The 21385-nt window shown below is 36.9% G+C and carries 18 protein-coding genes; 4 read left to right on the top strand and 14 right to left on the bottom strand.

The window, feature by feature from the left end; genetic code table 11:
• Nucleotides 1–308: 308 nt before the first annotated feature.
• The gene (locus FBQ94_RS11445; protein ID WP_007220097.1) at nucleotides 309–761 is read right to left on the bottom strand and encodes a hypothetical protein; all 453 of its coding nucleotides are present in this window, start codon (nucleotides 759–761) and stop codon (nucleotides 309–311) included.
• Between the two features lie 114 nt (nucleotides 762–875).
• On the opposite strand from FBQ94_RS11445, the gene FBQ94_RS11450 reads away from it, so the two are divergent.
• The 3 genes from FBQ94_RS11450 (at nucleotide 876) to FBQ94_RS11460 (ending at nucleotide 2665) form a co-directional block, all read left to right on the top strand.
• On the top strand, nucleotides 876–1013 hold the full coding sequence (locus tag FBQ94_RS11450; RefSeq protein ID WP_285442141.1) for a hypothetical protein: 138 nt from the start codon (nucleotides 876–878) through the stop codon (nucleotides 1011–1013).
• Nucleotides 1014–1602: 589 nt separating this feature from the next.
• A complete protein-coding gene (locus tag FBQ94_RS11455; RefSeq protein WP_007220096.1) occupies nucleotides 1603–2247 on the top strand; it encodes an IS3 family transposase in 645 nt (214 codons plus the stop codon).
• A gap of 262 nt (nucleotides 2248–2509) precedes the next feature.
• Entirely contained in the window at nucleotides 2510–2665 is a 156-nt protein-coding gene (locus FBQ94_RS11460) for a hypothetical protein (RefSeq protein ID WP_285442142.1), read from the top strand.
• 688 nt (nucleotides 2666–3353) lie between these two features.
• Here the strand turns inward: FBQ94_RS11460 and FBQ94_RS11465 are convergent.
• The 13 genes from FBQ94_RS11465 to FBQ94_RS11525 form a co-directional block, all read right to left on the bottom strand.
• The gene (locus FBQ94_RS11465; protein ID WP_051006118.1) at nucleotides 3354–3806 is read right to left on the bottom strand and encodes a DUF6036 family nucleotidyltransferase; all 453 of its coding nucleotides are present in this window, start codon (nucleotides 3804–3806) and stop codon (nucleotides 3354–3356) included.
• Nucleotides 3754–4038 (bottom strand): hypothetical protein, encoded by a 285-nt coding sequence (locus FBQ94_RS11470; protein WP_007220093.1) that lies wholly within the window; start codon nucleotides 4036–4038, stop codon nucleotides 3754–3756. Before FBQ94_RS11470 ends, FBQ94_RS11465 begins: the two co-directional genes overlap by 53 nt.
• A 368-nt stretch (nucleotides 4039–4406) precedes the next feature.
• Nucleotides 4407–7052 carry a dynamin family protein gene (locus FBQ94_RS11475; protein ID WP_007220092.1) on the bottom strand — a complete coding sequence of 882 codons (2646 nt, stop codon included), beginning with the start codon at nucleotides 7050–7052 and terminating at the stop codon, nucleotides 4407–4409.
• Nucleotides 7045–7566, bottom strand: a complete 522-nt coding sequence (locus FBQ94_RS11480; RefSeq protein ID WP_007220091.1) for a hypothetical protein — start codon at nucleotides 7564–7566, stop codon at nucleotides 7045–7047. The genes FBQ94_RS11475 and FBQ94_RS11480 overlap by 8 nt, the downstream gene beginning before the upstream one ends.
• Nucleotides 7567–7570: 4 nt before the next feature.
• The gene (locus FBQ94_RS11485; protein WP_007220090.1) at nucleotides 7571–9604 is read right to left on the bottom strand and encodes a dynamin family protein; all 2034 of its coding nucleotides are present in this window, start codon (nucleotides 9602–9604) and stop codon (nucleotides 7571–7573) included.
• Between the two features lie 73 nt (nucleotides 9605–9677).
• Complete coding sequence (locus FBQ94_RS11490) at nucleotides 9678–10850, bottom strand: hypothetical protein (protein ID WP_007220089.1); 1173 nt, start codon at nucleotides 10848–10850, stop codon at nucleotides 9678–9680.
• 107 nt (nucleotides 10851–10957) lie between these two features.
• On the bottom strand, nucleotides 10958–11161 hold the full coding sequence (locus tag FBQ94_RS11495) for a hypothetical protein (protein WP_007220088.1): 204 nt from the start codon (nucleotides 11159–11161) through the stop codon (nucleotides 10958–10960).
• Nucleotides 11162–11471: 310 nt separating this feature from the next.
• Entirely contained in the window at nucleotides 11472–12137 is a 666-nt protein-coding gene (locus tag FBQ94_RS11500; RefSeq protein ID WP_007220087.1) for a hypothetical protein, read from the bottom strand.
• 619 nt (nucleotides 12138–12756) lie between these two features.
• Nucleotides 12757–13137, bottom strand: coding sequence for a helix-turn-helix domain-containing protein (locus FBQ94_RS11505; protein WP_007220085.1), 381 nt, complete (start codon nucleotides 13135–13137; stop codon nucleotides 12757–12759).
• A gap of 600 nt (nucleotides 13138–13737) precedes the next feature.
• Entirely contained in the window at nucleotides 13738–14907 is a 1170-nt protein-coding gene (locus FBQ94_RS11510; protein WP_007220084.1) for an IS4 family transposase, read from the bottom strand.
• A gap of 344 nt (nucleotides 14908–15251) precedes the next feature.
• Nucleotides 15252–16001: an RluA family pseudouridine synthase gene (locus tag FBQ94_RS11515; protein ID WP_285442143.1), complete on the bottom strand. Its 750-nt coding sequence runs from the start codon at nucleotides 15999–16001 to the stop codon at nucleotides 15252–15254.
• A gap of 256 nt (nucleotides 16002–16257) precedes the next feature.
• Nucleotides 16258–17877, bottom strand: coding sequence for a murein biosynthesis integral membrane protein MurJ (murJ, locus tag FBQ94_RS11520; RefSeq protein WP_083849122.1), 1620 nt, complete (start codon nucleotides 17875–17877; stop codon nucleotides 16258–16260).
• Between the two features lie 308 nt (nucleotides 17878–18185).
• Nucleotides 18186–19466 (bottom strand): glucose-1-phosphate adenylyltransferase, encoded by a 1281-nt coding sequence (locus FBQ94_RS11525; protein WP_007220081.1) that lies wholly within the window; start codon nucleotides 19464–19466, stop codon nucleotides 18186–18188.
• A gap of 993 nt (nucleotides 19467–20459) precedes the next feature.
• Between FBQ94_RS11525 and FBQ94_RS11530 the strand changes: the two genes are divergently transcribed.
• Entirely contained in the window at nucleotides 20460–21284 is an 825-nt protein-coding gene (locus FBQ94_RS11530; RefSeq protein ID WP_007220080.1) for a prepilin peptidase, read from the top strand.
• The last annotated feature ends 101 nt before the right edge of the window (nucleotides 21285–21385 follow it).

The following is a 21385-nucleotide window of genomic DNA, read 5'->3' on the forward strand; positions in this document are numbered from 1 at the left end:
TTTATCTGTTCCTGCTAGTTTCTTTACGTCCCGTTTCTGTTGCTTCATACTGATATACTTATCCTACAAAATAATTTATGGTACTCTTTCCCTTATTCTTTTAGTATATCAGATATTTATCCGGCTTTGTGCAACAAAGCCACTGCAAACTAATCTACAAAACTTGATACATCAAGAAGGAAGACCTGACCTGTTTCCATTTTTTATAAGCAATCTAGATTCTTTAGCAAATTGGGAAGTTCTTCCACAGTTGTCTCAACTTGTACTTTGTACCGTTCGGAAAGCTTTGTACACTTTATTAAGTAACATCAAAATTCTTCTGTGATAATAGCATTACAATAGGGCACTGCGGTACAGAGAAAACCCAAATCTTTTGTGTCGTTAAGCTCAATTTTTCGAGGCTTTTCACGATCACGAGCAACAATAAGAGTTACAAAGACATCCATTGTATAAATATTTTGGAAGAAACTCATAAACTGATCGGAATTTTTAAAGTTTTTCATAAAATCGCTAAGAGTAATATTTAGACTTTGAAGTACTTCATCGAGTTTTTGGCCTGGTGTACCTTTTGTAAATAAATTAGCAAATTCGAACCGATGGTGCATATCAGTACTGAGCTTTAGTGTCTGCTTTCGGGTATTTTCGAGTTCTTCCAGTGCTTTTTCGTTTTCTTTGTAAACATTCTGGACTAATTTTTTATCGGAAGTACCTATCAGAAATTTTACAGAAAACTCTCTAGAGTTTAATACAGCTTCTGGCATCTTTTTGTTATTCTCAGAGATCCCTAAAATTATAATGGACTGGGATTTTCGGACCAGTAGTTAAGAGTCATTTTTGGTAAAATAGGAGATGAAAGGAGGTCAGAAAAGATAAGGATGAGAAAGAGTTTTCATTCAGAGTTTATGGCAAAAGTAGCTTTGGAGGCAATAAAAGAGGAAAAGACAATAGCAGAGTTGTCTTCAGAATATGAAGTACACAGGACACAGATAGTAAATTGGCAAAAACGAGCATGAGAGGGGATGGTAGAGATATTCCAGGGAAAGGGGGAGAAATTACGAGAAGAATAAGGAGAAAGTAATAGATGAGCTTTACCGGCAGATAGGTCAATTGAAGGTAGAGAACGAATGGCTTAAAAAAAATCTGTACCGTTTGAGCGTTGATGAGAAGAGGCGGTTACTAGAAGTAGGACATAATGGATTAAGTATAACCGACATTCAAGAGGTTTTTATGAGGAGAGGTAAAATGTAATTAATTTTTAAGGGAGTCAGATTTATCTCCCCGGTAAAAACCTTCAGATGTTTTTCTTTTAATCCCAAAGGGATGTCATGATTATAGCAAACAAGAGAACCAAGGGTTTAAACCCCGAAGGGGTGACATTGGTCTCCCATCATATCACCCCTTCGGGGTTATGCATTCATGGGTGTTCATGAGCTATAATCATACCAGCCCTTCGGGCTTAGATTCTCTCCGCTTTATTTTTCTCCGTACCATTACGGCATCTTTTCAGCCTCATTCCAAAGCGATACTACGGTTATAGCAAAAAACGTTATCTTGAACTCAAACATCTATCACATTTTCTATTTCTTCATGAGAACCTCTTGAATGTCAGGTATAAGGAAGCAGTGCGAGCTTTTGGGTCTGCATAGATCAAATGTTTATTATGAACCGGTAGAGGTATCAGATGAGACAATAGAGGTTATGCACCGAATAGATGGGATATTTACCGAGAGTCCATTCTATGGGAGTCGGAGGATAAGAGAGGCATTAAGACGAGAGGGAATTAATATAAGTAGGGAAAGAGTGCAGTCTTTTATGAGACAGATGGGACTGCGAGCAATATATCCGAGAGGGAATTTCAGCAAGAAACAACCTGGGCACAAAATATATCCCTACTTACTAAGTGATATGAGGATCAGTTATCCCAACCAGATATGGGCAAGCGATATCACGTATATTCGGTTAAGGCAAGGGTTTTTATATCTGGTAGCAATAATCGATTGGCACAGTCGTTATGTGTTGTCATGGCGTTTGAGTAATAGCATGGACGTTTATTTTTGTAGAGAGGCATTGGAGGATGCCTTGGGAAAGGGATGTCCAGAGATATTTAACAGTGATCAGGGTTCTCAGTTTACCTGTAATGATTTTACCGGGATTCTCGTGGGTAAAGGAATAGCGATCAGTATGGATGGTCGGGGTCGAGTGTTTGATAACATTTTTACGGAAAGGCTTTGGAGGAGTATAAAGTAACAGGTTCCTTCCATTACCCTTCTGTGCCTGATAATTCATGAATCAATGCATCTAAAAATGAGTAATAAATGGTCTTGACAAACCCGTCCACTTTAAATCTCAGGGTGGAAACCCAATGCAAACCACAAACCTTTCTGAATAATTTGTGTCCGTGTCGATATCTGAAGAGTGCCACCGAGTGCTTTGAGGACTGAGTTCTTGATTTCAGCGCTGAGAACGCAGGTATGTGGAACAATTGCAATATTGTTTTGAAAGATCAACTATGAGTTCTGCAAAACGGCGGCGACGTTCCCAATCTTTAAGTATAGTTGTCTCCATAACATGGATTGCTGATATAGGTACTATTGCTTTACCACTATCAATAGCAGTGCGAAGCGATTTTAATGCCTCTTTAAATGGTTCTCGGAGCTTTAGCTAAGTTCTGGTCTAAATAAATACATTTCGGAAATTCATCTTTTGATTTGGGTAGCATTTTTACGAGTTTGTTGTGAAAATAATTCTTTTTTTCATTTAAAAACTACTTTGGGAAAATACATCTTGTAAACTATAATTATTACATGTCTAAAATTTTCTTAAATCTTTTCAAAAATAAATTTCTAAATTATCTTTAATCTTTATCAAAGGATTTATGCGGTTTATTGAAATTCATTCATACACTTCCTTTTTTCATTAAGTAATGTTGTATGGTTATCTTCAATGTCTTCAATTACAAAGGCTTTGTTAGAAACCGCCTTCCTTTTCTTAATTTAATTGTTCTTCTAATAATATTCAAATAAGAAGTGTCTTTTACTCCAAGCCTATAAAATTCAATGTATTCAAAAGGCGAAGCGCCACAGTCGGGTGGGGCCGGTATTACTTAATAAAATAAATCTTTGTCGAACCCCATGCGGGTTCAAGTTTGCAACTTGAACCCTCTCTGTTTATATTGTTCAAAATTATGTAAATTGCAATACGTTGTTGTTCTACCAAATCATGGGTTCAGGTTGCAAACCTGCACCCGCCATAGTGAAAAGCCGAAAGTCCCTGAGCAATCGTGTCAGCATTTACAAATTCAGTTACTCCAAGTGTCCCTTTGAGCAAGGCTGGCGCAGTCGTTGACTTCCCTGCTACTCTTTTAGTTTTTTCAATTTCTTTACATCTAATAAATCCTGTTCTCTTCCGGTTGCTATTTTATTTTTAATCAATTGGTTTTTTCCTATGAAATAAGTAGAAATCTGAGATTCTCCGAAAGCCCCTTTTTTTCTGTTTTTCCATACTTCTTTCCACTCTACTCCTGTGATAGATGTGAGGATATCTATCCTTACCGGAGGCCTACCCAACTGAATAATTACTTCTGGACTCATGAGTTCTTTTGTTTCCAGATTTGATAAATTAAATCCAAATTCCTTAAGGGCTTCAATTACTTTTATTGCGTTATTTTGGGATGGTTCTATGAGAATATCCAAGTCTTTCGTGGCTCTTGGTATGAAGTATGCGCTTAAGGCATAACCACCTACTATTACGTATTTAGCTTTGTGGTAATTTAGCAATTTCAAGAACTCTTCGAAGTCTTTGTGCATTAATATTTACCCCTTTTTGTATCCAATAGCATTCTTCCCACAGGGAATAAGCCATTTCGGTTTTTTCAGAAATCGAAGCCGAAGCCCAATATTTTAAGTCTTCTTCCTCCTGTTTTTCCGCATCTTTAAGCCGGTATTTTCGTATTCTTTTTTCTATGGTAACCTTAGACGCCTTTTGTGGCCTGGTATTTTTTGCTGTAGACGTTTTTTTTGACTTATTAACTGATTTCATATCTTTTCCTATCTTTATTAACTGCAAACTTATCTACAAAACTCGTTACATCAAAAAGTAATACTGTGCTCGTTAGTACCTTGAATATTGATATTGTAGTATAGTAATGTTAAAACAAAATGTCGCTTTTTCATCTTCAAAAGCACTGTATTTTCCAGCAAAATTTGCTATGCTATGTGACATTTTGTTTTGAGATCACTATATTTGGGTTATTTGGATTTCTCAAGATTACCTTCATGTTTACGATACCCATAATTTGTTTATCCATCTAATAGCAGAAATGGAAATTTGATATACTGTCAGAAAACACAAACCTTTTTCAGTTATGGGGTTTAGGTTAAGTGAAGAAAAAAATCATTCTTACTTATCTATTTTACTGTCCGACGAGGTTCTATTAGCTTTGCAGTCATTGTTGTTAAATAAAGCTCTATTGGATTAAGTATACATAATGGGGTATATGGTTTAATTTCGTTTTTTTCTTCGAATTTAACCCAAACTGGACTATTGGTTTTTTGTGGATAATAAACTGTTTTATAATCATTAATTTCAAGCACAATTTCTTTCCATTCAGATTGTGGAGGATTTAATAAAATAAGTGTTCCCTCACTACGACCTTTTTTAAAAGAATGAATTCTCCCTTGTACATCTACAAGATAAGCCTTGAAATCACTTCTTTTTGATAACATTACTCTTTCATTTGCAGAAATAATATCATTTGTATAGTTTTTTATTTCTTTTTCCACTCTTTCACATATTTTATATAATCCCTCAATCTCTGCTAGTCTTTTTTTTAGACGCAACAGCAGATCCTTTTTGTTTCTCTGTTGTTCTTCTATTTGCCGTTTCTGTTCTTGAATTCTCGAAATTATTTGAGATTTTAGTGGAAATAGATTTTTATTACGTCTAGTAATAGCAGATCGAGTTATATCTATTGTTTTAACAAGTTCACGTTTTAAGGTATCCCTTGCTGCAGCCCTGCTTGAAGCGTTCCATTCTTTTATTGAACCAAGTAAAAAGTCCCATATACCTTTGAAAGTATACCCTAAACCTGTAATATTACCTTCCGCTTCTTTCTTCGCTGATTCTTCCAAGCCTAAAAGTCTTCTATCAAAGTCAATAACATAATTGTTTTTATAAAATAAAATATTTTCACCATTATTTATAATCTCCATCAAACTGTTGAATTGGTTTTCAGAATATGTCTTTATTGTGTCGAGAATATTTGTGATTGTTTTTGTGTAACCTGTGTTTATATATTCCATAATTTGCGATTTTGAATCGAGCATATTGATCTCTGAAATAGCTAAAGACTGTTTTGAGTTCAGTTGTTCAAGTATTTCTTGTTCTATTTGAGAAAATCTCCTGTTTGTTGATTCCTCATCTTTGTTAAGCCTTGTTATTTCATCATCAAAACTTCTATCTGAGTTACAATTGTTTATATCATCTTCTATTTTTAAAGCTTTATTCTTTACTAATTCCAAAAGACAATTTCCGATATCTTTCTTGAATTGCCACCTTTCTGCCCACATCTTAACGCCAATCCATCCACTACATTCATTTCGTAGTCCTTTACGAAGAGAATCAAGGCTGTATCCTATATCGTCAGGTACTGAATCTCCAAGCGCAAGTGTGTAAGAAACAGGTTCTATCTCACATCTAAAGCTTAACGATGATTCTAATAATTTACGAAGTTGACTACGGATTTTTTTAGAAAGCTCACTCACTGCAATTTGTCTGTAATTCGCATTTAAAAAAGACAACTCAGGTTCACGATCGTTTTCCATATAGTTACGTAGTAAAATATTCCAGAATGTTAAACCAAAAGTAATTCTTCTTAATTCAGATGAAGAAGATACAAATTGTTTAAGCACTTTTATTGCTTCATGATTTGTTGGACCTTCTAAATTTCTTGAATCTAAAAGAATTATTAATTTATCCGGCTTTCTTGATAAAAGTTCTTCTACAATACTTGTGTGAAAAGCATATGGAGAACATAATCCTGCTGTATCAAGTAAATTGAATGTCTTTAAATCCTTATGTGGCAATCTACACAAAGCTTTTTCAACTCGAATTGATTTTTGATAATCGCTAAGATAAGTTTTAAATTCGTTAACATCTTCTTTTTTCCTAAGATCAAAATTAATAGGTTCGCTATCTGCAAATTCAATTTTAAAGTTACGCGTAAATTTTTCTATAGCTGAAGGTTGTCCAGTAATCTTTCTTTTAATTTTTTCAGTTAATGAAATGGTTTTTACATTTGGTTCTATGTTATGAGGTTTAACATAACTAAGCAGTTCTTCTAATTGTGATTTTAGATGTACTATATCAATGGGTTTGAAATCAGTTTCAAAAAGTTCAAAAATGTTTTTAACATTAAATTTGTCAGGCGAAGATATCCAAGAATGTAATGTTAGCAGGACATCTTTATCGACATGCTGTTTATCAGCGGCAAGCAAACCCATTGTTACTATTTTTCTAAAATATAGGTTTGCAATTGGCTCATGACCGTAGCAAGTAACCGTTACAACACCTGTAGTTGGGGTTCTTTTAACTGTTAAGATGTCTGTATTAAGAATTCGGTTGATAAGTGTAGATTTGCCTGAAGAAAAAGCGCCAATGATCGCAACTTGTGGTGTGTCATGATTCCAATCTTTTATAAGTTTTTCAATATCATACTGAAAGGCTGTTATCGTATCCTGTCCTTCAATAACTTTTGCAAGAAAAAGAACTTTACTGAGAATCTCAATACTTTTTTCACGGAGTTTGGCATTACTGAAAGGAGCATTTTCATGCAACCCTTCACAAGGTATTCTTACGGGACAGGTATTTTCACCACAGTTACGTGGAGTTGTGATATTTTCGTTATTATTTTTTCCCGTAAGTTTACCAGATACCCCAAAACATTGTGGGTGTCCATTTAATTTTTGCCAATGCCGAATAAAATCTGTACGTGAATAGCAACTTATTGATAATTTATCATAACTATTTAACCAAAAAAGAGATGTATCAATCATGTTTAAAACCTTTAAAAAGAATGTCTTTAAACCACATATCCGCTGTATTAATACCTTCCCGTGAAAGCCATACTATTTCAACTGTTGCATCAACATTATCCGGAACTGCAGGTTTAGCCATTTTAGCGATTTCATCAATAGTTTCATTTGCTTCTTTTTCAGATTGATCATGTGGTAAGCACACAACAATTTGCAATTGCTTATCTGAAATATCAAAGTTTTCTAAAAAATGTCTGAATTCTGCAACTTCATATATAGAAGGCCCACGTTCGGGAACTAGCCATACAATATCACCGTCAGGCAGTTCATCTATTTTTGTATACTTTTGAGGAACAAGACAAATCGAAAATCCATTTTCCCCTTTTATAAATGCCCAATTACTACCCTTCCAATTCCACTTATTTATTATTGCTTTATTTTTTGCCCATCTCTGGGCAAAGTATTTCATGCTATAATAATCACCATAAAATACTGCAATATTTGACTGTTTGCTTTTATTTGACTTTTTGTTCATTCCATTACATTTCAATTCTTGATTTTAATTCGATACTAAGGGACAATAAATCATCACTACAATTGGATGCTTCAAGTGCCAGTTGTGTCCAATGTTCATCCTGTTTATTTACTTTTTCATCAAAAGCTACGATAATTCCATTAATATCATCTTCTACAATAGGCCAAAGTGCATCATAAATACGTGTTGCATAAATGGATTTTTCAGATTCGTATCTTAATTTTACATTGTTGGCAAATTCATTTTTCCCCTTTTTGAAATCTTTAAGTAATTTGTGTATGTCAAAAGGTATTAATACAAGAGAAAATATGCTTGCTGCTTTAGCAACAGTTGAAGCACCTGTAGATTTGGCTGCTTGTTGTGCTGTCTTTGTAGCAGTTTGTTGAGCAACCTTTTTAACAGTTTGTTTTGCTCCTTCTTTAGCTGTTTGAGAAGCAGCTCTACTTTCTATTGTTTTTGCAAGATTCTTTAAAGCAGCACTCACAATACCTTTTAGTGAAGCAGCTACAGCCTCTCCAAGTACACTTTGAGACTGGCATCCAGGTGATCCACTATATATTGGAATATTAATTGGCGCCATAAATTTATTATCAGTATCTATTTTTTCGTCAAATTTTATAAGTTCACTTTTCAATTCATCCATCAAATCACTTCTTAATCTTTCCGATGTGTCATCCAATCTTTTCCAATATTTCTGCTTAATCAATGCTTCTTGAATAAATTTATCAATCTTTTCATTTAATTCGTCGGCAACTGGATTACAAACCTTAATATAAGAAAATGCAGACTTGAAAAGTGTTCCTAAGAGATTAAAATTTGCGTTAACACAATCAGCAGCAGCATTTCCCATAATGGTAACAAGTTCTGATGCCCTTTCTTGTGCCATGGTTTTGATTTCTTCTTTAAAACGTAACTTTGCAGGTCTAATAACGTTACTTTTAAGGATTTCCCATGCCTGCAATTTTTCTTTTATCTTAGTAGATTTTCCTTCAAAAGCATCAGTTGTAGAGGCTGAAACCTTTGACAATTCATCTGTATGTGCGGAACAATTTAATATAACAGACCGTAATTTTGCTGTCTCAATCTTTTCATAATTTTCCCCAAGATGCCTTTGCAGATAATTTTGAAATGTGGTATAGCCACATCTTTCTAATTGCATCTTCATGTTGTTATCAAACTCAAGGTTCGGATTTTCTTTAATTTCATTAATTAATTTACGTGCAACAAGAGAATCGTATAATATTATATCGTCTAGGTAATCGCCTAAATGCTTTTTTATTGCCTCTGTTATTTCAACACATGAGCTATCATTGTAAGGATTATAGTTTAAATCATCTTCATGACCACTTAGAATATGAGTAACCACACCGAGTATAGTCCCTTTTCTTTGCCTAAGACTCTGTGAAAATCGTCCAAGTTCTTCTTTGTTGGCTGCTGTTTCTGGAACGAATGTCCATATAATTAAATCAGACTCTTCTTCCTGCAAGTATTGAAGTGTCGATTGCTCAAACTGTTCGAGTCTATCTCCAAGCCCCGGGGTATTGATAATTCTGAATTTTCTCAATAAAGGATCGTGAATATAAAGTCTTACCTCTTTGCATCTTAATTGTTCCAATCTTGGGGTCTCTTGCTGTCTCAGGAATTGAAGTCCTTTATCCAATGAATCAAATGGCTGTATCTCCCCATTTTTTAATATCTTTTTTGCTCCTTCAGATTCTTTACTATCAGCATACATGATTACTGATACAACACCATCTGTGGGACGATCAGAAGGCACAAGAAGTTTCCTGCCAAATAAAGAGTTTATAAAGGAAGATTTTCCTGATGACACTTGACCTATGACCATGACGCTAAAATCGGCAGATACTCTTGAAAATACGCGTTCTATCCAGTCCGAGTCACGTAATACAGGATAATTTTTACCCTCAAGACCAGCAGTTTTTGCCAAATCTCTACATCGGTATTCTAACTCTTTAATCCGTAATAATTCGGGATCATTATATAAATTTGAAAGTGCAATATTCAACGAGTTATTCATAATCTCAAATCTCCCTTTTAGTATTTAGTCAATTCTAAGTGCTTCCGTTTTAGTAGAAATTGAACGCTTAATATTATGAGAATTCAACATATTCTCCCTTAAAACGATCTCTAATACGCCCTTTGTAATTTAATATCTTTAACATGATACTTTCAATACTACAAACCAAAAGATTAAACAGATTTTTTTTATCTTCAAAGGAAAGGCTTATTTTGCCTTCATGTATTACTTCATTACGATATTCAACAAAGGACACATCACTATTACTAATATTAAAATACGTGTAAACTTCCTTAATTAATTCTTCAAAACTAAATTTTTTAGAACTATTGGGTTTTAAAAAATATCCGTTATTGTCTTTTTTATATTTTGCAATATTACTGGCATATTCATATTTAATAGCCTCCATCCATACACAACCTATTAAGATTTTTACCTCTATGAACTCTTGATTTGCCATAAGAACGTAATAATCGATAAGCGCTGGTAAGTTAATTTTGCCAATATAATTATCCCAAGCAATCCATGCACTTTTAAGAAAATTATGTACTATTTCAGGTAAATCTATTTTAAAAATTCCATTACCTTTATTTGAGAACCTACTTGGACAAATTTGAATCATATAGTTTTCCTGATCTTTCCATAATACTCGATATGGAGAATCAACAAAGTTCGCAGAAACAAACGAAAGCAAAAAGCAAAGTTTTTCAATTAGTTTTTCTCCAGAATTATTAAATTTATTCATTTTTATTGGAATGTATAAGTAACCATTACAATTTGCAATTTCAGGAATAGACACACTGTAAAGACACGTACTTTTTGAAACAAAATCAAGCATATTTACACACCGGTGATTATTTTGATCAAATTCTTCACCAGAAAATCTATTTATTCGTAAAGCACTAAATATCTCCACCTCATCTTCTTTGTCGATTTTGCCTTTTTGAATTGTTAATGTTAATATTTCTGCCTCAAAAGAGTCAACATGTCCATTTTTATTTAGCAGATTTACTAACCTGCAATTGTTGCAAACAATTTCATGTCCTTCTGCATCTTTTAAATATAAAGTTAATTCAGTTACAGAGCTGATTGTTTTAGGTAAACGTCCATTCCCACGAAAGCATGGACTAGAATCTTTAAAAAATATATCTCCGTAAATATTCATTTCTTCTTCGTTTACAACAGTAATTCCGTTAAGATTGCTGAAGTTTGTTTTTATAATGGGTATAACTTTTCTTTGCTCCATTGTAAAACTCCTAGAAGTAATAGTTAGTGATTATTTAACATTGCATCCAAAAATACAGTGTTAATTTTCTTCAAAAAATATTCAGCATATTTTGGGGAGATATCTATTTAATCTTCATCATCCTCTTCTATTTCGCCAGAACCGCTACAACTGCTGCAAACTTTTTCTATGTATCCATCATTACCACATGTTGGACAATCATTAAGATACCCTTCATCATCAACATACTTAGAGGGACGACCTTTACACGACGGACATACCTCGTTCGTATATCCACGGCCAACACACACATCACAGTCACGAGTCGCCATGTTTAGTTCCTTTCATTATAAAAGTGTTTTTCATGAATGGATTCAAAAAGCCCTGTAATAAATAACATTGATGTTTGCATTTTTAACCACGGATGAACACGGATGGACACTGATGGAGAAAAAGGCGGAAGTTGAGAGGTTGGGAAGATGGGATGTTGAAGATTTTTTTGTCCCCAACCTCCCAACATTTCGTTTTCTTAACCTCTGATTTGCTTGCTCTGTATAACCAACCCCTTTGTAGCGAACGATTGCCAGGATTTCAGCGTTTTTGCAATCCGTGCTTATCTGTATCCATCTGTGGTTCAATATATCATGTTTTTGAGAATGCGTTATTTAATAGCATCGCCCATAGTTTTTCAGATTTTACTTTCAGTTTGATAGTGGCTTTCCCTGCTTCACATGTTATATGGTCAATGGTGATGAATTGCAGATAGGGGCTGTTGAGGATCTTGTTGTTTTCTAATTTTGGGATCTTGTTTAAGTGGCAGGTGATGAGTTTTGTATTATCGGCTGCCTTGCTCAATTCAATGAACGGGAATTTTGTTGTGAGCGTTTTGAGGAGTGCGTTGGGAATGAAGGTGAGGTTTAACAGTTTTATGGTGATAGCCCTCGTATCCTCAGTAAAATTGCAGGTATCATAAGCGAGCATGGGCTTAACAAAATAGGGGGTGTTTAATATGAAGTGTCCGTCACCGAATTTTATGCTGAGGTCGGGCGTATAGTTTTTGATGATCTCATTTACGAGCGTCTCGGTGACGGTAAAGGTGCCTTTGGTTACACTTTTAATGAAGCTTCGCAGGGATTCAATACTTGTGCCTTTTATTATGCTCGACAGGTACGATTCTAATACCGCTTCTTCACCAGGGGTTGCAGTCTTGCAAGGCACACTTTCTGTCATATCCTGGATTTTATTTATGGTGTCCTTTGCCGTACCGATCTTGTCTCTATGTTTATTGATAAAGCCGTTTAAATCCACAGTTATACCCTTTCTTTTCTTAAATTTTTTGAGAGATTCCAAATGCTATAGTATTTTAAGGATGAAACCAAACATATCCCCAACAGAGGAAAGATTACTCCACCGGTCATTGCGAGGGCATTGTCCGAAGCAATCTCTTTTTGAGATACTGGAATGGACAACCCCCTTTGTCCCCCTTTGATAAGGGGGATTCTTCGGATACTACCACATAATGACATTTTTAAGGATCCCGTATGTTCCATACACCAGCATACAACCAAAGACCAACTTTCGCCATATTCTGTATTCTGTTCGGTTTCATCTCTTGGGTGCTATAGCATGATATGTTCACGTTTAGGAATTTCAATGTCGTTTGTAGGGGCGTATTGCAATACGCCCCTACGAGTGAACGTTGAAACAAGGTTGCCAAAGACATAATTTAATAGAACGCAAATCTACACCCACGTTACGCTCCAGAGGAGCGGCAGAGAAGGCACATATATATCGCTCCTCTGGAGCTTTATTCGCCTGTTGGGTCTTTGGGCTATTAATATTTCACCCCCTATGGGGTTGTTTTTTTTAAAACGAAAGTGTTACCAAAAATTGAAAAATTCATTTTGCATTATGTATTTTTCGTTTGTTATTCCTGGGTTTTGTTAGGTTTTTTGTTCTTCTTGAAAAGATCTAAGATTTTTCCTGCATGGGTGGATTTTTTTATTAGTGATGTCATGGCTGCACCCCATGGAGTAGATATGGTAAATCCTGCGATGATTGCCGTGGCAATGACCCCACCAATACCCATTAAGCCAAGCATTTTTTTGAGCTTTCTTTCATCAATATCCTGGTTTTCAAGCAATTGTTTTAGTGCGTCGAGTTGTTCTTCCTGGGTATCCGTAGGTTGTGCCTGCCCGCTTTCCCATCTGCTTACGGTTGAAAAGCTTATTCCCAATGCCTTTGCAAATTCAGTTTGAGTAGCCCCGAGTTTTTCACGGAGTTCTTTTATTTCTTTTGAACTGATCATGGTACTTCTCTCTATTAAGGGTAATAGTTTACCGCAAAGGACACAGAGAACGCAGAGAGAACAAATGGAAAAAAACCTGGGCAATTTTGCTGCCTATTCTTTAATAACCTTGACCTCAATGTCTCCAAGATAAACTAAACTATTAAATAAACGATAGTATAAAATTAGTAAAAATATACCATAGAATAAAAATAATGCAAGTCAAATAATTTGCATATGCAAAACAATTGCAAATACAAAGGGTTGGATGTGTTCTGGTACTATCAAACTTATCTTTACCCACAAGTCAGAGAGGTAAATGTGAGTAGTGCGATAAGACTAAACAGGGTGGCACGGACAAACTTGTTTGTCCGTGCTGTTCGAGCGCCCGTGAATAGTGAATATACCACACAGACAAACAGAGTTTGTCAGCGCCACCCAGGAATAGGCTTACAGAGAATAAAAATTTCTTTAGAAACTCCCCCGGCGAGACATCTCTTCATGGTATTCTAAAGATGTGGGTAAGGATTAGACTATCAAAGGAGGTCTGATTTATGAGATGTAGAAAGTAGAGAAGTTGTTTTAGAATGGATTTTTATATTTATTTTCACTAGTGTCCGGTTATAAGTTGAATAAAAGCAATTGCTTATAGGGAACGTATGGTTCGTTTTTGCAATCTGAATTCGTAAGTACTTGTAAAATAGGAACTTTTTCAAATAGGGTAACACTTAAAATTTGTAAAATTGTGTAGAGACTCATGTCTAAATTGAGACGCTTTTTGATAATTGCAACAAGCACGTAAATGGAGATTGCAATCCATATTTGAGTTTTAACTGAGTTTTCAGAAGTGCCATAAAATGCTTTTATTCTCAGGTGTTGTTTCATCCACTTGAAAAACAACTCGATCTGCCAGCGAGATTTGTAAATAAGAGCAATAGTCATAGCGGGCAAAGTAAAGTTATTTGACAGGAAAATTAGCTTTTTCTGGTTTTCAGTGTCGTAATAGCCCACTCGCCGTAGCTTTTCCGGGTAATCTTTTGCTGAATCAGCATTTGAAAGAACTATGGTCTGATCGCATATCAGACCGAGAGACTTATCTATCGGATGGAAATAGATTCTGTGAAATTTGAGATTTGTTTTGGAGCGAATAACAAAGAATGCTAAACACAAGGTTAAGTTATACAACCGTGCAAAATCGAGATACCCACGATCCATTACGTAGAAAGAACCAGGTTCTGGAATAAGATCATCAAGAATGTTTATATCATGAACCTTACCGTCTGTAATCTTGATAAACGAAGGAATACTCCCGCGCAAATCCATGAGAGTATGCAGTTTTATTGCTCCTTTATACTTTCTAAATTTTGCCCATGGAAAAAGGGAAAGGCATAAGTCAATTGTTGTTGAATCCAAGGCATAGACGGTCTGATCAAGGTCTATACAAAATGCATCGTTACTATAGAGTGCCCTTGCTCTATGAATCAATACTTGGGCAAAATCAGCGTACATACGCCAGCTTCTGTTCTCATTTGCGTCAGCCAGAGTACTGCGAGAAACCTTACCACGAATTCCCATATGGTAAAGTTTCTCCTGCATCGAGCGCAGGCAGGCTTCAATATCTCGGAGGCTTTCTCTGTAGGTTAATTGGGCAAATGCCATACAGAGAAATTGATCAAAACATGAAAAGCTTTTTACTTTGTGATTGCCCTCATAACGTTGAACACATTTGCGAAATTCATGCATGGGTAAAAAATCGATTACTTGTGAGAAAATAGTTTTTCCTGTATTCATGAGCCATTCCTTTCTGTATTTTATGAAGAAGAGAATGGCTATAGTATACTTTTAATTTCAAATCGATTACGACCTTTTTGGCTTGTATCACTCTTGAATTAAAATACTTACAACAAATCTTGATTAAAACGTCCGGACAGTAGTGATTTATTTTCAGTGAGAGGGTAGACCATATCTCAAACTGCTGGTTATAAGGCTGTATAACAGTTCAGCTCACCGCAGAGGGCGCTGAGGTCGCAGAGGGTGCAATAGAGAATAAGCGGAATAATCATACAGAATTTCCCCATTCCCTTTATTTCTCTGCATTCTCAGCGCCCTCTGTGGCGGGCTGTTACGCTTGTTTTTTATGTCTCATCAAAATAGCTTTTAAAGAAACCAGGAACTTCGGCCTCAAAGGTTAGCTCTTTGCCGGTGCGTGGATGTTTAAACGTTAGATAGTGTGAATGGAGGGCCAGACGGCTCTTCGGCTCGCCTTTCTTACCGTATTTATCATCACCAACGAGTGGATGCCCTTTCTCAGAGAAATGAACCCGTATCTGGTTTTTTTTGCCTGTTAATAATTCAATTTCAAGTAAGCTAAATCTTTTTGCTTCTTTCAACACTTTATAACGGGTTTTTGCCAATTCACCTTTTCTCGAATCCTTAACTGAAAAAACCTCATAATCCTCGTTTTCAGCTAAATATGAAGTGATTGTCCCGCTTTTTTCAGTTAATATTCCATGAACCACTGCTACATATTTTTTCTTAACACCTTTCCATTGCAGTTTAAGATTCTCTTTGGCTTCAGGACTCTTGGCAAACACAAGAACACCAGAAGTGTCACGATCCAATCGATGCACGACAAAAAGTTGTTTTTTTGATTTAAAGCTACCCTTCCGTATGTAGTTGGTTAAAATGTGATGAGCTGTTTTTTCTTTTTCATACGTTGCTTTTACCGTTAATAAGCCAGCGCTTTTATCGATGACAATAATATCCTGGTCTTCGTAGAGAATAGTTAAACCCCTGGGTCTGTGTCTATAAGGTATTGGCTTCATTTCTTTCATAGTACGAATATAATCGGTATAGCGGAATGTGTCAATGAAAATGATACACATAAGTACCTGACCACAGGTTTTTGTACATTCTCTTCGCAAACAGAACATAGAATTCAGAAGACAGAATCCAGAAGACAGGATACACAATGCTTGGTGCGCGATATTCTATCTTCTTGCTTCTGTTGATAATGAGGAATATACAAAAACGTATAGTCAGGCACTTATACCGCCAGAACTGAAAAAATAAAAAATGAATAAATTCCTATATCTTGTGTGATTACGAAGTTGTCAGGGGTGTGATTATAGGGACGTGGTTTTATATTTTTCTCAAGGACAATCGAACCATCTCTCCAAACTCTTCTGATTTGAGCAAGAAAGAGGTTACGGAGAACGCTGCGCATGCAGATAACATAGGTACAAAAAGCCGGATGCCCTTGAAATACAGGCTGCCACTTCCATTTAAATCGGGGAATAGCTTGAGGATGAACCAGCAGGTGAACGCCATCGCTATGGAGGCAACTACGGTCTTCTGTAATGAGATGATAACCTCATTTTCTATCTTAATGCGAAGTCTTTTTTGCAATATGGTGGTTAAGATAATAATTTGAACAATAGCGCTGACAGCAGTGGAGAGGGCTAAACCACCTTCCTGCAATACCCAGATGAGTGAAAGGTTGAGAATAAGGTTTAAACCAACACACATTGCGCCAACTTTTACTGGAGTAACGGTGTCTTTCACTGAATAAAATGCGCGAATTAGTACATGTAAGCCGCAGTATGCCCATATTCCAATCGCATAGAAGAAAACGACCCGCGATGTCCGGTAAGCAGATTCCGCATCAAATTGATTCCGCCGGTACAGAAGATCGATGATAGGTTCCCGAAGCATAATAATCCCCAAAGATGCGGGGATGCCGATAAAGAGGATAAATTTTAATGCCTTATTGAAGGTAGTTGAAAAATTGTTCCAGTCTTCTCGTACTGCATGGGTGGAAAAGAGAGGGAATACAGCCGTAGCCATGGCAATGCCAAACACGCCCAGAGGGAATTGGATAAGCCGGTCGCTATAGTACAAAACGGATGCAGCGCCAATCTTAAGCGGGAAATGGATGCTCATTCCTGCAAAGTTGAAATAAGCAGGTCCGTCCTGAGGAGCGGCAAATCCAACAGCAATGACACTATCAAGTAACACGTTGATTTGAACAACGGCTAATCCAAAGACAATGGGCGCCATACGGGTCAAAACCAGTTTCAGTCCGGGATGTGAGAATTGGGGTATGAACCGGTAGTATAGCTTATTCTGCCGAAGCACCGGAATATGAATAAATATCTGAACCAGCCCTGACAGGAATGTTGAGACGGCAACTGCATAGATCATCTTTTCCAGGGTATTGCCTGTATAAGGGGATAAGACAGCCCCTAAAATCCAGCATACATTCATAACAACCGGAGCGAATGCAGGCATGAAAAAGTGATGGATGGTATTCAGGACAGAACCGATAAAGGCCACCAGGCAAATAAATAAAACGTAAGGGAACATAACAATGAGCAGTTTATAGATGAGCTGCCATTTTTCCTGTATCTGAAATATTTTGGGGATTGCAAAGAAAGATACTTCACCGAGTAAGACGATTCCTCCCAGGATGATGATAAGTAATGTGGCAATGATATTTGCAAACTTCCATGCCTCTGCCTTGCCGTGTTTTTCTATCTGCTCTGTAAAGATGGGAATAAAGGCTGCACTGAGGGCGCCTTCTCCAAAGAGACGCCTAAAGAGATTCGGGATTTTAAAGGCAACCGTAAAGGCGTCCCAAACCATGCTTGTGCCAAAAATGCTGGCACATATCATGTCTCTTACAAGACCAAGTACACGGCTTAGGAAGGTGCAAACACTGATAACTCTTACTGAGCGGAATAGATTATATGGACCTGACATAGATGTATTGAATATTTATTAAATTTTATGTTTAGGAATTTCAATTCTGTAGGGCAACCCTTTCAGGTTGCTATCCCCATGCACGTGTTCCATCGGGAGAGCAAGGCTAAAGCCTTGCCCTACGTTTTTCTGCTAATGAAATAACCACAGAAATGCTGAGGCACAGAGAAGGACTATTCGTTTTGGAATATACATATTCAGAAATAAGAAGGAAATTGTTAGGGCTGTGATATGAGAATTTATGAGTTCAGTATTTCCTCTGCATCTCTGAATTTTTGCAATTCTCATTGGCTTTGGACAGCAAGAAGCTATATGGCAGTATTTGATGGTATAACACTGCCTTTCGGCACAATTACGATATGATCGCGGATCATATAGTTTTCTGCATCGAGCTGTTCAATATTGTTTGCGTTTTTTATCGTGACATTTTCTCCGATATGCACATTCTTATCGATGATAGCCCCTTCTATACAGGAATTGTCACCTATTCCTATGTTTGGTATTTTTTTAAATCGATTTGCCCGGATATGAGATGCTGATTCATAATAATCTGCGCCCATAATGATGGAATTTTGAATACGGGTATTTTTCCCAATGATACTTCTGATACCGATCACACAGTTTTGTATCTCTGCATCGTTGATAAAGCAGCCATCAGAGATAATGGAGTGGCTAATTTTGCATGAGTTAATAAGAGAGCCTGGCAAAAAAAGCGGGTTGGTATAGATCGGCGCCTTTTCATCGTAGAGATCAAAACTGGGGCTGGGAGAACCGAGTTTCAGATTTGCTTCATAAAATGATTTTATTGTTCCGATGTCCTCCCAATAGCCGTCAAAAAAATAAGCGCATACCCGTCTCTTTTTGATAATATCAGGGATGATTTCTTTACCAAAATCTGATTTACGGGTTTCTTTTAATATTGTATTAAGCACGTCGAGGTTGAATATATAAATACCCATCGAAGCTAAAAGGGTACGATCCCCGGCTTTGATACCATGCCTGTCAAAAACGGATGGGCTTACGGAAAAAGCGTCAATAATCTTCTCGTCTTTTGGTTTTTCAGAAAAATCAATAATACGTCCTTGTTCATCTACCTTTAAAATACCTAAATGTTCAGCTTGCGTTCTCTCTGCCGGAATTGCCGAGACGGTTACTTCTGCACCCGTCCTGATATGCTCTTTGATGATTTCCTGATAGTTCATCCTGTATAACTGATCACCGGAAAGTATCAAAACAAGATCAATGTTGGGTTGATTGAAGAATCGCAGGTTTTGCCGGACAGCGTCAGCAGTGCCCTGATACCAATCCATACTTTCTATGGTTTGATTTGCCGCCAGGATTTCAATAAAACCTTTGGAGAAATTATCAAATTTATATGCCCTTGTTATATGTCTGTGGAGAGATGCTGAATTGAATTGTGTGAGTACATAAATTTTATTTAAATAAGAATTTAAGCAGTTACTGATGGGAATATCGATGATTCTATATTTACCAGCAAGAGGGACCGCAGGCTTTGATCTCTCTTTTGTCAATGGGTAAAGCCGTGTGCCGCGTCCTCCACCAAGGATTACAGAAATTACATTATCCATATATCTTGCTCGCTTATCCTATACTCTTTTATGTAGTTTGCTAAAAAATTTTACCTCATTTACCGCCATTCCTATTTTCCAGAGAAAGGAGTAAAAGGAGTAGTTCGGTTACCGTAGTTACTCAAGATACCGATGAATTACAGGCAGGGGCAAACCTTGTGTTCGCCCACCTTTTGTGCAAATTCATAATCGGTATGTTTTCCATAACCAGGGCGAACACAAGGTTTGCCCCTGCCTCTTGATGTATAGGAATTTCAATATTTATTGTAGGGGCGAATCATTTGCCGTTATTGGCCTAAAATACTATGTATACGCTGAACGGTAAATGCTTCGCCCCTACGTCTGACCGCAAAATAAAAGTCGCCAAAGACCTAATTTAATGCATAGGAAGTTCAAACAAAGAGTTCCTCTCCCTTGATGGGGGAGGTTAGGTGGGGGTGAAGGAAAAGGACAACCACCCTCCCCTGGCCCCTCCCATCAAGGGAGGGGAAAAAGTCGCCGAAGGGCTATTTTAATGTTTAGGAAATTCAAAGTTTTTCGTTATGCCATGAACACACCCCTAACCCCTCTCAAGAGGGGAATAAACACACCCCCAACCCCCTCCCGAGAGGGGAGTAGAAAAGTCTCCTCTTGGGAGGGGATTGAGGGGTGGGTAAAAAGTCGTTGGGTTTTGTCTTTTAAAACCCAACCTAATTTAAGGCCTTCTCTCTTAAGAGTCCGGGAATTCCAAAATAGTGTAACATAAAATCTCGTATATTCAAGATAATTACGAAACACATAAAAGCATCGTTATAAGGCGTAATTCCTGATATTTACGGAACTGATATAAGGCTTTTCGTCTTGCAATTGCCAATCCGTTTTGATAGTATTCCTAAATTATTTTGGTTAACATATTTGAAACAGATGTTGTCTTAAAGGGGTATCGGTATCCGTAAAGATTTCCTGGATAGAATTGATTCGAATCCGTTAGTTATATTTTTTATCCTGGGGCTTATGATAGGCAGTTTCCTGAATGTCTGTATCTATCGGATTCCCCGGAAAGAATCCCTGGTGCTATCCCGTTCGGTTTGTCCGGGTTGCCATACGCCCATCAGGTGGTATGATAATATCCCTGTACTCAGTTACCTGCTGTTATGGGGGCGATGCCGGACTTGTAAGGCAAAAATATCGGTACGTTACCTGCTCGTAGAACTGCTGACAGGGTATGTATTTGCGCACCTGTATTATGTTTTTATACAGTCCAGGCACGAATCCCCCTGTGTTCTTATTGGTTATATAGTTCTTTGTTGTGCTCTGATTATATCGGCCTTTGTAGATCTTGAGTTATTTATCATTCCCAATGAGGTTACATTTGCAGGCATTCCACTTGCGCTTATTTTGAGTGTGATATGTCCGGATTTACATAATGCACGGCATACCCTGAGAAATTTTTCACTTGTTGATATCAGCCGGTTAGATGCATTGATTGCATCTCTGATCGGGTTGTTAGTCGGTGGGGGTTTGATATATCTCTGCAGTGTGCTGGGAAAAATGGTGTTTAAGAAAGAAGCTATGGGCTTCGGAGACGTGAAGCTTATGTGCATGGCAGGAGGAATTGTTGGCTGGAAGCTCTCGGTAACGATCTTTTTTGTTGCACCATTTTTTGGGATTCTTATGGCTATTCCTGTGCTCTTGATTAAGAAAAGCCATCTGATTCCTTACGGACCATTTTTATCGCTGGCTACGCTCGTATGTATTCTCATGCAAGATTATTTTATAAAAATTGTTAATGACTATATTCAAATTTTCTCTGTATTGTTTACAGGGTTTCATTCATAAATATTACCTGAATAAATCAGGAAAAAAGGCTTGTATGATTTGTAATGTACGATTTCGGTTGTTATTACAAGCATCATGATAAGATTCAATAAGAAGGGGGG

The sequence above is a fragment of the Candidatus Jettenia sp. AMX1 genome (assembly GCF_030263775.1).
Lineage (GTDB): Bacteria > Planctomycetota > Brocadiia > Brocadiales > Brocadiaceae > Jettenia > Jettenia caeni.